The organism is Serratia sp. 4542, assembly GCF_016805595.1.
GTDB classification, from domain to species: Bacteria; Pseudomonadota; Gammaproteobacteria; order Enterobacterales; family Enterobacteriaceae; genus Serratia; species Serratia nevei.
This window is the reverse complement of record NZ_RXKV01000002.1, coordinates 228607-243070: the sequence shown is the minus strand read 5'-3', so window position 1 is coordinate 243070 and position 14464 is coordinate 228607. Positions and strand designations below refer to the sequence as shown.

19 protein-coding genes are annotated in these 14464 nt (G+C 61.0%); 8 read left to right on the top strand and 11 right to left on the bottom strand.

All coding sequences use genetic code 11. The features are described from left to right. Nucleotides 1-2: 2 nt before the first annotated feature. From nrdE to EKL15_RS02250, 4 genes are all read right to left on the bottom strand, one after another. Nucleotides 3-2147 carry a class 1b ribonucleoside-diphosphate reductase subunit alpha gene (gene nrdE / locus EKL15_RS02265; protein WP_072265494.1) on the bottom strand — a complete coding sequence of 715 codons (2145 nt, stop codon included), beginning with the start codon at nt 2145-2147 and terminating at the stop codon, nt 3-5. Beyond that, a complete protein-coding gene (nrdI, locus tag EKL15_RS02260) occupies nt 2129-2533 on the bottom strand; it encodes a class Ib ribonucleoside-diphosphate reductase assembly flavoprotein NrdI (RefSeq protein ID WP_070913750.1) in 405 nt (134 codons plus the stop codon). The genes nrdE and nrdI overlap by 19 nt, the downstream gene beginning before the upstream one ends. A 9-nt stretch (nt 2534-2542) precedes the next feature. Further along, a complete protein-coding gene (nrdH, locus tag EKL15_RS02255; protein ID WP_004928934.1) occupies nt 2543-2773 on the bottom strand; it encodes a glutaredoxin-like protein NrdH in 231 nt (76 codons plus the stop codon). 272 nt (nt 2774-3045) lie between these two features. Next, complete coding sequence (locus EKL15_RS02250) at nt 3046-3477, bottom strand: carboxymuconolactone decarboxylase family protein (protein ID WP_015378864.1); 432 nt, start codon at nt 3475-3477, stop codon at nt 3046-3048. A 95-nt stretch (nt 3478-3572) separates the two neighbouring features. Between EKL15_RS02250 and EKL15_RS02245 the strand changes: the two genes are divergently transcribed. After that, entirely contained in the window at nt 3573-5006 is a 1434-nt protein-coding gene (locus EKL15_RS02245; RefSeq protein WP_203088711.1) for a PLP-dependent aminotransferase family protein, read from the top strand. A gap of 61 nt (nt 5007-5067) precedes the next feature. Here the strand turns inward: EKL15_RS02245 and EKL15_RS02240 are convergent, their stop codons facing one another. Further along, nucleotides 5068-5376, bottom strand: a complete 309-nt coding sequence (locus EKL15_RS02240) for a YqjD family protein (protein WP_004928950.1) — start codon at nt 5374-5376, stop codon at nt 5068-5070. Between the two features lie 91 nt (nt 5377-5467). Beyond that, complete coding sequence (locus EKL15_RS02235) at nt 5468-6442, bottom strand: nickel/cobalt transporter (protein ID WP_110158365.1); 975 nt, start codon at nt 6440-6442, stop codon at nt 5468-5470. 199 nt (nt 6443-6641) lie between these two features. Between EKL15_RS02235 and asr the strand changes: the two genes are divergently transcribed. Next, a complete protein-coding gene (gene asr, locus EKL15_RS02230) occupies nt 6642-6992 on the top strand; it encodes an acid resistance repetitive basic protein Asr (protein ID WP_004928953.1) in 351 nt (116 codons plus the stop codon). A 195-nt stretch (nt 6993-7187) separates the two neighbouring features. Here the strand turns inward: asr and EKL15_RS02225 are convergent, their stop codons facing one another. Together EKL15_RS02225 and EKL15_RS02220 are read right to left on the bottom strand one after the other, a co-directional pair. Beyond that, nucleotides 7188-7568 (bottom strand): DUF4440 domain-containing protein, encoded by a 381-nt coding sequence (locus tag EKL15_RS02225; RefSeq protein WP_049200826.1) that lies wholly within the window; start codon nt 7566-7568, stop codon nt 7188-7190. After that, the gene (locus EKL15_RS02220; RefSeq protein WP_147840214.1) at nt 7565-8947 is read right to left on the bottom strand and encodes an MFS transporter; all 1383 of its coding nucleotides are present in this window, start codon (nt 8945-8947) and stop codon (nt 7565-7567) included. Before EKL15_RS02220 ends, EKL15_RS02225 begins: the two co-directional genes overlap by 4 nt. A 105-nt stretch (nt 8948-9052) precedes the next feature. Between EKL15_RS02220 and EKL15_RS02215 the strand changes: the two genes are divergently transcribed. The 3 genes from EKL15_RS02215 (at nt 9053) to EKL15_RS02205 (ending at nt 11662) form a co-directional block, all read left to right on the top strand. Beyond that, nucleotides 9053-9958: a LysR family transcriptional regulator gene (locus tag EKL15_RS02215; RefSeq protein WP_049200821.1), complete on the top strand. Its 906-nt coding sequence runs from the start codon at nt 9053-9055 to the stop codon at nt 9956-9958. A gap of 90 nt (nt 9959-10048) precedes the next feature. After that, a complete protein-coding gene (locus EKL15_RS02210) occupies nt 10049-11221 on the top strand; it encodes an MFS transporter (protein WP_197848647.1) in 1173 nt (390 codons plus the stop codon). Between the two features lie 102 nt (nt 11222-11323). Then, entirely contained in the window at nt 11324-11662 is a 339-nt protein-coding gene (locus EKL15_RS02205) for a DUF2002 family protein (protein WP_038872785.1), read from the top strand. A 26-nt stretch (nt 11663-11688) separates the two neighbouring features. Here EKL15_RS02205 and EKL15_RS02200 read toward each other — a convergent pair whose 3' ends face one another. Then, entirely contained in the window at nt 11689-12135 is a 447-nt protein-coding gene (locus EKL15_RS02200; protein ID WP_025303978.1) for a DUF1198 family protein, read from the bottom strand. Between the two features lie 67 nt (nt 12136-12202). After that, entirely contained in the window at nt 12203-12538 is a 336-nt protein-coding gene (locus EKL15_RS02195; RefSeq protein WP_004928976.1) for an MbeD/MobD family mobilization/exclusion protein, read from the bottom strand. Between the two features lie 184 nt (nt 12539-12722). On the opposite strand from EKL15_RS02195, the gene smrA reads away from it, so the two are divergent. Beyond that, on the top strand, nt 12723-13295 hold the full coding sequence (gene smrA / locus EKL15_RS02190) for a DNA endonuclease SmrA (protein ID WP_060425072.1): 573 nt from the start codon (nt 12723-12725) through the stop codon (nt 13293-13295). A gap of 50 nt (nt 13296-13345) precedes the next feature. Here smrA and EKL15_RS02185 read toward each other — a convergent pair whose 3' ends face one another. Beyond that, on the bottom strand, nt 13346-13759 hold the full coding sequence (locus tag EKL15_RS02185; RefSeq protein ID WP_016929826.1) for a DoxX family protein: 414 nt from the start codon (nt 13757-13759) through the stop codon (nt 13346-13348). A 191-nt stretch (nt 13760-13950) separates the two neighbouring features. Between EKL15_RS02185 and EKL15_RS02180 the strand changes: the two genes are divergently transcribed. Together EKL15_RS02180 and EKL15_RS02175 are read left to right on the top strand one after the other, a co-directional pair. Next, nucleotides 13951-14181 (top strand): (4Fe-4S)-binding protein, encoded by a 231-nt coding sequence (locus EKL15_RS02180; RefSeq protein ID WP_087762386.1) that lies wholly within the window; start codon nt 13951-13953, stop codon nt 14179-14181. A gap of 1 nt (nt 14182) precedes the next feature. Beyond that, nucleotides 14183-14461: a GNAT family N-acetyltransferase gene (locus tag EKL15_RS02175; protein ID WP_063990620.1), complete on the top strand. Its 279-nt coding sequence runs from the start codon at nt 14183-14185 to the stop codon at nt 14459-14461. The last annotated feature ends 3 nt before the right edge of the window (nt 14462-14464 follow it).

Below are 14464 nucleotides of genomic sequence, written 5' to 3'. Positions count from 1 at the left end.
CCTCACAGCGAGCAGGACACACAGCCCTGCACCTCGGTGCCTTCCAGCGCCATCTGGCGCAGGCGGATGTAGTAAATGGTCTTGATGCCTTTGCGCCAGGCGTAGATCTGCGCGCGGTTGATATCGCGGGTGGTGGCGGTATCGCGGAAGAACAGCGTCAGCGACAGCCCCTGATCGACGTGCTGCGTGGCGGCGGCGTAGGTATCGATGATCTTTTCCGGGCCAATCTCGTAGGCATCCTGGTAATACGCCAGGTTGTCGTTGGTCATGTAGGGCGCCGGGTAGTAAACGCGGCCGATCTTGCCTTCCTTGCGGATCTCGATGCGCGAGACGATCGGGTGGATGCTGGAGGTGGCGTTGTTGATGTACGAGATGGAACCGGTCGGCGGCACCGCCTGCAGGTTCTGATTGTACAGCCCGTGCAGCATCACCGACTGGCGCAGCGCGCGCCAGTCGTCGCGGCCCGGAATGGCGATGCCGGCGGCGGCGAACAGCTCGCGTACCCGCTCGGTTTGCGGCAGCCAGTCGCGTTCGGTGTACTTGTCGAAGTACTCGCCGCTGGCATAGCGGGAGTGTTCAAAACCGTCGAAGGCGCCGCCGCGCTCGATCGCCAGCCGGTTCGAGGCGCGAATGGCGTGATAGGCCACGGTATAGAAATAGAGGTTGGTGAAGTCGATGCCTTCTTCCGAGCCGTAGAAAATGCGCTCGCGCGCCAGGTAACCGTGCAGGTTCATCTGGCCCAGCCCGATGGCGCGGGCGCTGCGGTTGCCCTCGGCGATCGACGGCACCGAGCGGATATCGCTCATGTCGGCCACCGCAGTCAGCGCGCGGATCGCGGTCTCGATCGCCTTGCCGAAGTCCGGCGCGTCCATGGTTTTGGCGATGTTCAGCGAGCCGAGGTTGCAGGAGATGTCCTTGCCGATGCGATCGTAGCTCAGATCCTCGTGATACGTGCTGGCGCGGTTGACCTGCAGGATCTCCGAACACAGGTTGCTCATGTTGATGCGCCCGGCGATCGGATTTTCCCGGTTGACGGTGTCCTCGAACATCACGTACGGGTAGCCGGATTCGAACTGGATCTCCGCCAGCACCTGGAAGAACTCGCGCGCGTTGATGCGCGACTTGCGGATGCGCTTGTCGTCCACCATCTCGCGATATTTCTCGCTGACGGCAATCTCCGAAAACGGCACGCCGTACACCCGTTCGACGTCGTAGGGTGAGAACAGGTACATCTCTTCGTTGTTCTTCGCCAGCTCGAAGGTAATATCCGGGATCACCACCCCCAGCGACAGCGTTTTGATGCGGATCTTCTCGTCGGCGTTTTCCCGTTTGGTGTCGAGGAAACGCAGAATGTCCGGGTGGTGGGCATTGAGATACACCGCGCCGGCCCCCTGGCGCGCGCCGAGCTGGTTGGCGTAGGAGAAGGCGTCTTCGAGCATTTTCATGATCGGAATGACGCCGGAGGACTGGTTCTCGATGCGCTTGATTGGCGCGCCCACCTCGCGAATATTGCTCAGCAGGAAGGCCACGCCGCCGCCGCGTTTCGACAGCTGCAGCGCGGAGTTCACCGCTCGCCCGATCGATTCCATATTGTCTTCGATACGCAGCAGGAAGCAGGAGACCAGCTCGCCGCGCTGGCGTTTGCCGCAGTTGAGGAAGGTTGGGGTGGCCGGTTGGAAGCGGCCGGAAATCATCTCTTCCACCAGATCCTGCGCCAGCCCGGTGTCGCCCGCCGCCAGCGTCAGCGCCACCATGCATACCCGATCTTCGTAGCGCTCCAGATAGCGTTTGCCGTCGAAGGTTTTGAGCGTATAGCTGGTGTAATACTTAAAGGCGCCGAGGAAGGTCTCGAAGCGGAATTTTTTGGCGTAGGCCTGCTGGAATAGCTGCTTGATAAACGGGAATTCGTACTGCGCCAGCACCTGCGGCTCGTAGTAGCCTTCCTCCACCAGATAGCGCAGCTTTTCCTCCAGGTTATGGAAGAACACGGTGTTTTGGTTGACGTGCTGCAGGAAGTAGTGCCGCGCCGCCAGCCGATCTTTATCGAACTGGATCCGGCCTTCCGCATCGTAGAGATTGAGCATCGCGTTGAGCGAATGGTAATCCAGCGCGCCCGTCTCGGGCCTGGTCAGTTCTGTCGTTGCCAAAATGCGGTTACTCCCTGTCGAACGTTTTCAACGTCTTGCGCGGTGCCGAGCAGCTCGAAGCGGTACAAAAAAGGCACCTGGCATTTTTTGGCGATGATGTCGCCGGCGATGCCGTATGCTGCGCCGAAGTTGGTGTTCCCGGCGGCGATGACGCCGCGCAGGTGTGAACGGTTTTGCGGAACGTTGAGAAAGCGGATGACCTGGATCGGCACCGCGCCGACGGCGCTGCCGCCGCCATAGCTGGGCACGATCAAGATATAGGGTTGTTCCATCAGCAATTTGCTGCGGGCACCGGCGATCGGAATGCGGATCGCCGGCAGGCCCAGTTTCTCAACGAACCGATGGGTGTTCTCCGAGCTGCTGGAGAAATAGACCAGCGGATTCATCGGCGGGCCTCAGCAGGTGAGCGCCAGCGCGCCGATCTTGTCCGGCCGGAACCCGGACCAGTGATCGTCACCGGCGATAATCACCGGAACTTGCTGATAACCTAAGGATTTAACGTGGTTCAGCGCCTGCTGATCCTGGGTGAGATCGATCACCTGATAATCAATCCCCTGTTTATCAAATGCGCGATAGGTGGCGTTGCACTGGACACAGTCCGGCTTACTGTAAATAATAATGCTCATGATTCGCATTTACCTTTAGGCTGAAGGAAAGGCGGACAAGTCAGATAACGGAGCATCGTTCCTGGCGTTTCTGACGGCGTTATCAACCGAACGACACTCCCTGCGGCTGACCCATAAAATACTATATGTTGATATTTGTTTTATCAACCACGCTATATATGGTGTTTTGTCGGATTGGAGGTGCAGGCCGCGCCGGGGCTGGAAAAGGCGAGGGAAAAAATTTTTGCGGGTGTGAAATTCCCCCTCTCAGTGAAGAGGGGGAGGCGAGCGCATTACTGGCGCATGCTGACGGCCAGCCGGTTGAAGGCGTTCATGATGCTGATGGCGAAGGTCAGATCGGCGATCTCGGTATCGCTGAAGTGCGCCTTCAGCGCCTCGAAAGCGCTGTCCGGTGCGCCGGTGGCGGCGATCAGCGTCACCGACTCGGCCCATTCCAGCGCGGCGCGTTCGCGCTCGCTGAACTCATGGCTGACGCGCCAGCCCGCCAGCGTATCCAGCTTGGCATGGCTGAAGCCGCTTTCGCGCAGCGCTTTGCCGTGCATATCCAGGCAGTAGGCGCAGCCGTTGATCTGCGAAACGCGCATAAACATCAACTCGATGGTCGCCTTGTCCAGGGCACCTTTCTCCAGCGCCATCAGCGCGCTTACCATATTTTTGTACGGGGCGGGCGCCAGCTCGGCATAGTTCAAACGTTGCTTAATCATGGTCAACCTCAATCGGTAGTAACGAAATCATGCCGCTACTTTAGCGGCCTTATGGTCTATGCTATAGAGCCATAAAATGATTATTTAACCGGGCCATGATGCCATCTTTCCTGACCTCGCTGCGGCTGGACAACCGGCTCGCGGAACCGCTGTACCGGCAGATTTACCTGCGGATTAAAGACGCCATCGCCCAGGGCAGCCTGGCGGCGGGCAGCCGATTACCCTCAGTGCGCGGGTTGGCGAGCGATCTGGGCGTGGCGCGCGCCACGGTGGAAAGCGCCTACGCGCAACTTATTGCCGAAGGTTTCTTGCAGAGCCGCGGGCAGGCGGGCACCTATGTCTCGCCGCAGCTGCCGCACGTGCCGCCGGGCAGGGTATCCGCTGCGCCGCCGCTGGCGGCGATGGCGCCCGATCCGCTGCAGCCGCAGGGCATGCTGCAGCCTTTCCAACTGGGCGTGCCGGCGTTGGACGCGTTTCCCCGGGCGTTATGGCAGCGCATTGTCGCCCGCCAGCTGCGCGGTTCCACGGTGTCTTCCCTGGCGCTGCCGCCGGCCGGCGGCCTGCCTGAGCTGCGTGAGGCGATCGCCCATTATCTGCATTTGTCGCGCGGCATCAGCTGCAGGCCGGAGCAGGTTTTCCTCTGCGCTGGCTATCCGGCGCTGTTGGACTGGGTGGTGGAGACGCTGTTGCACGCCGGCGACGCGGTATGGATCGAAGATCCCGGCTATCCGGTCACGCGCCCGCTGCTGCGGGCCGCCGGCGTCAGGCCGATCGCCGTGCCGGTGGATGAACAAGGCATGGACGTGGCCGCCGGTAGGCTGACGGCGCCTGAGGCGCGGCTGGCGGTGGTGACGCCAACCCATCAAAGCCCGCTCGGCGTCACGCTCAGCCTGGCGCGGCGCATGGCGCTGCTCGACTGGGCGCAGCAGCGCAGGGCCTGGATCCTGGAAGATGACTACGACAGCGAGTTTCGCTATCACGGGCGGCCATTGCCGCCGCTGAAAAGCCTCGATGTTCAGGGGCGGGTGCTGTACGCCGGCACCTTCAGCAAAACGCTGTTCCCGGCGCTGCGCATGGCTTACCTGGTGGTGCCCGCCGGCCTGACGGAGGCCTTTGCGCGCAGCAGCCGGCTACGTGGCTGCGGCTGCCCGCCGCTGCTGCAGGCCGGCGTGGCGAATTTTATCCGGCAAGGGCATTTCTACCGCCACCTGAAACGCATGCGGCCGCTGTACCGCCAGCGGCGTGAGTGGCTGACGCAGGCGCTGGAACGGCAGCTGGGGACGTGGCTGACGGCGGTGCCGCAACAGGGCGGCATTCAGCTGTTGGCCCGGCTGCGTGACGGGGTGGCGGATACGCCGTTGGCGGCGCAAGCCTGGCAACAGGGGTTGGCGGTGCAGGCGTTATCGGACTGGCGAATCGATCATCCGGCGGGGCAGGGGTTACTGCTGGGGTTCGCCAATTTCACTCGGCAAGAGGAGACGGAGCGGGCGGTGCAGGGGCTGGCGCAGCTGTTCAAACGCCTCAATTAAACGGCCCGCGATTTCCGCGGGCCAGACGCACATCTGTTTTATCTTTATGACTGCAGGGGTGTTAACGCCGGGCCAGCAGCACGCCGAGCACGATGCCGACGGCGGCACCGATCCCTACGCCCTGCCAAGGTTTGTCACGCACATAGCTGTCTGCTTGATCGACCGCGTCGCGCGCATGCTGTGTCAGACTGGTGGAGCCATTGAACCGCGCCCGGGCGTCGCGCAGCACGCCTTTCGCCTTACTGTGCAGCTCTTTCAGTTCCTCTTTGGTCTTGTCACCGGACTCGCGCAACACTTCATCCAGCGTATCGGCCAACAGAGTGACGTCCTGATCGATATCGCGTTCTGTTCTTTCCGCTTTCTTAAACATTCAGCTCTCCATTTCGACACATGTCTTTTAAGTGTAGACCATGCCGAGATTTGTGTGGCCGATCACGCAAAAAAACGACGATTTACCGGCGTTAGCAGCCGGCGGCGATAAAATCGCCGTTGGCGCTGACCGGGATCACCGAATTGAACAACACCAGCGCGAACAGGATCAGGATCACGCCGCCGAGCATCACGGCGATACGCGACGCCTGTGCCAGATAGTAGCCTGTCAGGCCGGGTTGATGGGCCAGAAAGCGCTCGCGCGCGTGGTGCACCAGCGTGGCGAGGATCATGATCGACAGCCCGGTACCCAGTGCCATGCTCATGGCGGAGATCACCCCCCAGGTGAACATGCCGATGGCGTTGGCGAACACCAGAATCAGGATGGCGCCGCTGCACGGACGAATACCGATGGAGACGATCAGCCACAGCGCGTTGCGCCAGCCGCCGGTCAGTTCGGCCGCGCTGGGTTGATGCCGGTGGCCGCACTCGCACGCCGCGCTATGCGCGTGGTCCGCCGGGTGCAGCGCCTGAATGACCGGCGCGCGGCGCCGACGCCAGCGCCAGCCGCTGGCGCGCAGGATCACCATCAGGCCGAAGGCGGCGATGAAGACCGCGCTGCCTTTTTCCACCCAATAACGGCTGAGGCTGAGATCGCCCATCGACAGGTTGAGCGCCACCGCCAGCACCACCACGAACACAATGGCGACCACGCCTTGCATCAGGCTGCCCAGCAGGGTGATCGCCCGGCTGGCGTTCAGCCGTTCGCGGTGGGTGGCCAGATAAGTGGTGATGACGAACTTGCCGTGGCCGGGGCCGATGGAGTGCAGGAAGCCGTAAGCGAAACTGGCCAGCGTCAGCATTAGCCCGCCGCTGTATTGCTGGTTACGCTGCTGCAGCAGATAGAGCACCAGATAGCGGTGCATGTAAATCTGGAAGTTGATGCAATACTGCACAAACTCGGCCCAGTGCCGCACGAACAGGTAGAGCAGCGTCAGCAGCAGCAGACCGGCGAGGGCCAGACCGGCGTAGCGGCCCGGCGCGTGTTTCAGCGAGACGGTTTTCATAGCGTGAGCGAGCCTGTACGAGGGGCATCTTCCTTCAGCATATACCCGCCGATGCGGTTCACAAGCGCCGTTCACAAACGTTGTACATTTGGTTACTCGGCGAAACCAATCACTCACGGAAACGGCAGTTTGATTCCACTAGTATCTGTTTCAACGGCTCCACCGGAGCTTACCGAAACAACACTCTGAGGATTTAAAGATGAAAAAAGTATTAGCGCTGATCGTTGCTGCCACTATGGGTCTGTCTTCTGTTGCTTTCGCTGCTGATACTGCAGCTACTGCTCCGGCTACCACCACCGCGCCAGCTGCGACCACCACTACCGCTGCGCCAGCGGCTGCTGCTGAAAAAGCACCAGCTAAAGCAACGCACCACAAGAAAGCTAAGCACCACAAAAAAGCGCCAGCCCAGAAAGCTCAGGCCGCTAAAAAGCACCACAAAAAAGCGCCAGCTCAGAAAGCCCAGGCTGCTAAAAAACACCACAAAAAAGCGCCAGTGCAGAAAGCTCAGGCCGCTAAAAAACACCACAAAAAAGCCGGTAAAAAAGCTTAATTAAGTGATGTTTGCGGAACCGAAAGGTTCCGCACTCTCCAGCCCGTACTCCAGACACCCGGTTCTTCCGGGTGTCTTCTTTTGAGGCGACGAACGATGATCAATCGCTATCTGTTTGAAGTCATTTTCAGTGCGGTAACCCTGTGCGGGGTGATCGTCGGTTGGGAACTGTTTTTGGCCGGCAGCTTTTTGTAATTATTGCGCCGCGGCGGTTTCGTGCAAATGCCGCCAGCCGAGTACGTTGGGCTGACGTTCAAAGACCACCGTGGAATAGCGCAGCGTGGCGCTTTGCCCCGGCAGGCTCTGTTTTTCCCGGTAGCTGACTACTGCGCCCGTCGGCCATTCGGCCACCAGCTTCATCTCTTCTATCTCGATTTCCAATCCCGGTTTGGCGGCGCGATGCGCGCGGAAAAAGGCGCACAGCGCGGCAAAATCCAGCGGAGCGCCGCTCAGCGCGATCATGCTGAAATCCGGCGTAAAGCGCGCCAGCAGCGCCTGTTCTTCTCCAGCCCCTTTGCCCAGCCAGCGTTCAATGGCGATGTGGGCGTCGATCACTTCGGTAAAGTACGGGTTCATAAAGCATCCTGTTGAGCGTTGAGTTGGCGCACGATGGCGCGGTTGGCGAGGCGCAGGCACAGCAGCAGCGGGATAAATACGCTGGTGCCCGCCAGAATGAAGCAGGTGCGGTAGGCCGCCGCGGGCGGCAGCCCGGTCAGCAGCAAATTCAGCAGCAGGCTGAGCAGCGCCACGCCGAGGCAAAAACTGAGCTGGCGATTGATGTTCCACAGCGCGCTGGCGTCCGCCAGCTGAGCGTCGGGGATCTGCAGGAACGCGCTGCTCTGCGCGGTGCTGCTGCACAGGCTGCCGCCAAACCCCATCAGGGCGAAGGCGGCGATCTGCAATGCGTGCTGGCCGGCCAGATCGATCTGCGCCAGCGTCAGCATGCCGGCGCCTTGTAACAGGCAGCCGGCGATCAGCAGCGGCCGCGGGCCAAGGCGATTAAAGGTTTTGCCGGTCAGCGTGATGGCCAGGAACGACGCCAGCGCCCAGGGCAGCATCAGGCCGCCGACCTGGGCGGCGGGCATCCCCAGCAGGTTTTGCAGATACAGCATCGCCACCAGGCTGACGCCGATGAACAGGCCGGGAATGCACAAATAAACCGCCATGGCGTTGCGCAGCAGCGGATCGGCGACCAGCCGCAGGTTCAGCAGCGGCTGCGGGGTGCGCAGGCTATGGCGCAGATAATAGGCCAGCACCAGCAGGCCGGCGGCCAGCAGCGCCGCGCCGGAAGCCTGATGACCGGCCTCGCTCAGCCGGGTCAGGCCGAGCAGCAGCAGCGTCAACGCCGCGCTGGCGCTCAGCAGCCCTTTGCCGTCGAGCGGTTTACGCACCGCCGCCGACGTTTCCGCGCGCAGCCACAGCGCCGCCAGCGCCAGGGCCAGGGCCGCCAGCGGCAGGTTGGCGAAAAACACCCAGCGCCAGTCCAGCCGATCGACGAGCCAGCCGCCCAGCGCCGGTGACAGCGCCGGCGCCAGCAGCCCCACCAACATGATGGCCGCCGACAGCCCGGCGCGTTCATGGCTGCGGTACAGCTGGTAGGTCAGCGTTTGGCCGATGGGGATCAGTAAGCCGCCGCCCATGCCTTGCAGGGTGCGCCAGCCGATCAGCGCGCCGATGCTGTCGGCGTTGCCCGCGCCGAGGGTGGCCAGCATGAACAGCGCCAGCGACAGCAGGAACACCCGCCGCCCGCCGATGCGCTGCGCCAGCCAGGCGCTGAGGGGGATCACCAGCGTCAGGCCGAGAATATAGCCGTTGCTGACCCACGCCAGTTGGCTGACCGACGCCCGCATCGCCTGGCCGATGGCGGGGTAGGCGACGTTGGCGATAAACATATTGATCAGATCGACGAAAAAGCCGAGCAGATAGACGATTGCCACTTTGCTGCGATAAGACATGGTGCCTCCGGTTGAAGGCGAGCAGTGTATCGGGGGGAAAAGTGCGGATAAATCGGCGGCGGGCGATTACACTGTCAAAATGATTTTGACAATAAGGGCGGCGAAATGCTGAATTTGCAGCGCCTGGCGATCTTTGCGGCGGTGGTGGAAGCGGGCAGCTTTACCGCGGCAGCGGCGGCGCTGGGGCAAACCAAGGCGGTGGTGAGTTTTAACGTCAAACAGCTGGAAAACGAGCTGGGGGTGTCACTGCTGGCGCGCAGCACCCGGCGGCTGTCGCTGACCGACGCCGGCGAACGCTTTTACCAGCGCAGCCTGCAGCTGCTGCAGGAGGCGGAAAACGTGCTGGACGACGTGCGCCGCGATCATCACGGGCTGAGCGGCGTGCTGCGCATCACCAGCACGCCGGAGTACGGCGCGCAGGTGGTGGTGCCGGCGCTGGCGGCTTTTTCGCGGCAGCATCCGCGGCTGCGCATCCAGCATGTCTCTTCTTCTTATCATGCCGATCTGATCTCGGAGCGCTTTGACGTGGCGATCCGCCTGGGCCAGCTGGCGGACTCCAGCCACCGCGCGGCGCTGATCGACAGCTTCGCCATTTTTCCGGTGGCGTCGCCGGGTTATCTGGCCGACCGACCGATTCATTCGCTGACGGATCTGGCGCAGGCGCAGTGGATCGCCCACAGCCGGCTCAGTTCACCGCTCAGCTGGCAGGTGGCCACGCCGCAGCGCGAAGCGGTGCTGTTCAAGGTCGCGGACGCTGCCACGCTCACTGGCGACAGCGCCGCGGCATTGCTGGCGTTCGCCCTGCATGGCGCCGGGGTGGCGCTGCTGCCGGCGTGGCTGGCACAGCCCGAAATCGACGCCGGCCGGCTGCAGCGGTTGCTGCCGGATCACCGTTTCCCCGAGCAGAGCATCTATGCGCTCTACCCGAACACCCGCCATGTGCCGGAAAAGGTACGGGCGTTTATCGATTTTCTGCGCGCGCGGGTGGCGGCAAAATCGTTAGCGAAATAATAATTCGTTATAACTCTCTCATTTATCATCAGATCCCATCGGGGTATGCTGGCAATCTCTGTCTACCCCGTCCGATGCGAGCCACCTTCGATGACCGCAGAAAATAACCTCCAGCTGAACCGACGCATTCTGTCCGTGGTGATGTTCACCTTCGTCTGCTACCTGACCATCGGCCTGCCGCTGGCGGTGCTGCCGGGATTTGTGCATGAGCATCTGGGCTACAACTCGGTGCTGGCGGGCCTTATCATCAGCGCGCAGTACTTCGCCACGCTGTTCAGCCGCCCGCACGCCGGGCGCTATGCCGATCAGCTGGGGCCGAAGAAGGTGGTGCTGTTCGGCCTGGCGTGCTGCGGCGCCAGCGGCCTGTTTTACGCGCTGGCATTCGGCGTTGACGGTTACCCGTGGCTCAGCCTGCTGTTGCTGTGCGTGGGGCGGGTGTTTCTCGGCGTCGGCGAAAGCTTCGCCAGCACCGGTTCCACGCTGTGGGGCATCGGCCGGGTCGGAGCGATGCACACCGCGCGGGTGATTTCCTGGAACGGCGTTGCCACCTACGGGGCGATGGCGGCCGGGGCGCCGCTCGGCGTATACCTGAATCAGCAGTGGGGATTGGCCGGGGTGGCGGCGCTGATCGTGCTGGCGGTCGCGGTGGCGCTGCTGTTGGCGAGCGGCAAGCCGGACGTCTCGATCGCCGCCGGGCAGCGCATCGCCTTTCGCGCGGTGTTCGGTCGCATTTGGGCCTATGGCCTCGGGCTGGCGATGGGCACCGTCGGCTTCGGCGTGATCGCCACGTTCATCACGCTTTACTATGCCGACAAAGGTTGGAGCGGCGCGGCGTTTTCGCTGACGCTGTTCAGCTGCGCCTTCGTCGGCATCCGCCTGATCTTCAGCAACGTCATCAACCGCCACGGCGGTCTGAAGGTGACGCTGGCGTCGTTTCTGGTCGAGATCGTCGGGCTGCTGTTGATCTGGCTGGCCGGTGAGCCCTGGATGGTGCAAACCGGCGCGTTGCTGGCCGGCGCCGGTTTCTCGCTGGTGTTCCCGGCGCTGGGCGTCGAGGCGGTGAAACAGGTGCCGCCGCAGAATCAGGGCACGGCGCTCGGCACCTATTCGGCGTTCCTCGACCTGGCGCTGGGCATCACCGGCCCGCTGGCCGGGCTGCTGATTGGGCAAGCGGGCGTGCCGTCGATCTATCTGGCGGCGGCGCTGCTGGTGGCGCTCGGGGTTATGCTCACTCTGCGCCTGCTGCAGCGCAGCCGGGCTTGATTCAGGAATAGTCCGAAACCCGGATTCCTCCCCAGAAAATCATTGTTTCGGTGAATGATTACGGTAAGGTCGCTCAGCGGTCCAGAATGAGAGGAGGAATCGATGTATTTACGGCCGGATGAAGTGGCTAAAGTGTTGGAGAATACCGGCTTTGAGCGTGATTATGTCACCGATCAGGCCTATGGCTACCGCAAGGGTGCACACTACGTGTATGTGAACCGCGAAGCGCGGATGGGCAGAACCGCGTTGGTGATCCACCCGGCGTTGAAAGAGAGAAGCGTGCATTTCGCCACGCCAACCTCCCCGGTGCGCACCAGCGAGCAGTATCTGGAATTTCCCCTGGATTTAAGCGGCGACGCCCCGAACCTGCGTTACGGCATCGCACACGGCTTCAGCTCGCGCGAAGCGCTGTCGCGCTACCTCTTCAGCATGTTCCTGTAATCGGTCCCCCGTTTCGGGGGACGCGATCAGCCGTGGGCCAACGCTTCGCGGTTGAAACGCTCGTTGTAGGCGCGACGGAACTGCGCCAGTTCAAACGCATCGATATCCAGTTCGGCGAAGTAAAACAGCGCCGCTTCGGTGTGCTCGGCGTGCAGCTCCGGCGATAGCCCGGCGCGCAGCAGCACGTCGCGCCACAGGGCAATCTGTTCGTCGTCCGCCTGTTTGATGAACGTCAGGTAGATGAACAGCAGATAAGCCGCCTGGTGCATCTCTTCGGTGTAGCCGTTGTTCAGCATGCGAATAAAGGTCTGGCTTTGGCGGCCGCCCATTTCCTGGATCATCGATTCGATCAGCATTGGTTTGACCCTCAGCAGATGGGCCAGCGAATCGATGGCTTTGCGGGTGTCGGACGTCAGGATGCGGTAACCGATAATGAATACGACGATCAGGGCGGCGAGGATGATCCAGGTCATTTAGGCTTTATTACACTCTCAATACGCCAGAAGAGGGGCGGGAGGCGCTGTGCGACAGCGCCCGCTATCAATGCTGTTCGCCGCTGAAATTACCGACCGCGCTCTGTTGGCGCAGGTGGTGATTGAAGGTGGCCGCGTCTTTGGCCAGCGCGTCCAGATGAGCGCCGAGCATTTTGATCTGCTTCACCAGCGCATGCTGTTCCGGTACCGAACTGGCGGTGCTCAGCTTGCGCGCCAGTTGTTCATTCTGCGCCCGCAGTGCGGCTTCGCGCTGTTTGGCTTCTTCCAGCAGTTGCTGCAGCGCCTGGTAGCTCTGCTGCCATTCGCGGTGTTGCCGTTCGAAGCTGCTCTGCAACTCATTCATCGCATTTTGAAACTGGATTTCCAGCTCGCGCATTGTCATGGGCTCGATCCTTTGCGGCACTCAATGATGGCTTAGCAGTATAGCGAAAACTGTTCGCAAGCTCACCCGTTGACGACAAATGAGACAAATGCCGCTGACAATTCCCGGCTTGCAACCGCGCCAAGGCGTCTTACAATCGACCCCATTCCCGGCCGTAAAGGCTGCCGTTCAAGAGAGGTGGAAGATGAGCGAGCAGGAAAAAGACTTTTTTGAACAGGCGATGGCGGACGTGGTGCCGCTGGCGAGCGGACGGCAGACGCTGTACCTCAAGCCGCAGGAGGCGATGGACAAAAGCGCGCGGCGCGAAGCGCAGCGGCTGATGCAGGAAAACTTCCTCAGTACCGATTTTCTCGAGGTGATCCCCTGCGAACAGCCGCTGGAGTTCAAAGGGGAAGGCATTCAACAGGGCGTGCTGGACAAGCTGCGCAACGGGCGTTATCCGCCGCAGGCGTCGCTGAACCTGCTGCGTCAGTCGGTCGAAGCCAGCCGGCAGGCGCTGTTTCGCTTCATCGTGCAGGCGGAGGCGCAAAACCTGCGTTCGCTGCTGATCGTGCACGGCCGCGGACGGCAGAACGAAAGCCATCCGAATATCGTGCGCAGTTACGTCGCCAAATGGCTGGCGCAGTTTGAACAGGTTCAGGCGTTTTGCCGTGCCTTACCGCGCGACGGCGGCGAGGGCGCCTGCTATGTCACGCTGCGTAAATCGGCGCAGGCCAAGGCGGAAAACTTTGAGCGCCACGCCAAGCGCAGCCGTTGAAGGGATAGCCGAAATAAAATGGCCGGCGAATATCGCCGGCCATCGATGAATTATTTATTAAATATTTTATAGTCCAGCGAATAACGGCCGGCGCCGGTTACCGCCAGCAACAGCAAGCCGCCAATGATGCTGATGTTTTTAAAGAAGTTGATTTCATTGCCCATCATTTCCATGCCGGTCATTTTCCAGAACGGATGGCCAATAAACGCGGTGCCCAACACATACAGGGCGAAAATGACCGCGATAGGGCGAGTAAACAGACCGAGAATAAGCGCGATGCCGAAAATAAACTCCACCACCACGGCAACGATCGCCGCTAAATAAGGCATCGGCGTGCCGTAGCCTTCCATCGCCGTGACGGTCGCACCGAAGTTGACCAGTTTCATCCAGCCGAAAATGATAAACAGAACCATCAGTAATATGCGGGACAGCAGAATTACGCCGTCTTTTGAGCTATCACCCATTTCGAACTCCTTAGCCACTGTCGGAATGATGTTGTCTTACTGAATAAAGATTAGAACAATTTACGTTTTTTTCTAGCGGCGGCGGGCGGTTGCGCCACTTTTTCGGTGAGCGAGACGCGTGGTGAAGCCGGCGGCATTGCCTATACTTGAGCCTGGAGCAAAAACAATAAAACAGGCAATGTGAGGCCAAAATGGACGAGGAATTGACCGCCGCCGGTTACCGCCGTTATTCCGGCGACAAGATTGACGTTTATTTTAACAGCGCGACATGCCGCCATTCCGCCAACTGTGTGCGTGGCAACGCGGCTATTTTTACCCTGAACCGCCGCCCGTGGATTATGCCGGACAATGCCGACGCGGCGGAGGTGAAACGCGTTATCGACACCTGCCCCAGCGGCGCACTTAAATATAGGGAGAAATAATATGGAACATAAAATACTGGCAGACGACAAGCGTTTTTATATCAATGACGAGCAGGGCAAGCTGATCGCCGAGATCTCTTTCGTGCCGAGCGGTGACAAGCTGACCATTATCGATCACACCTGGGTGGATGAGTCATTGAAGGGGCAGGGCGTCGGCAAAAAGCTGGTGGCGCTGGTGGTGGAGAAGATGCGCGCGGAGCGGCGTAAAATCATTCCGCTCTGCCCGTTCGCCAAGCATGAGTTTGATACCACGCCGGCCTATCAGGACATTCGCGCCTGAGGC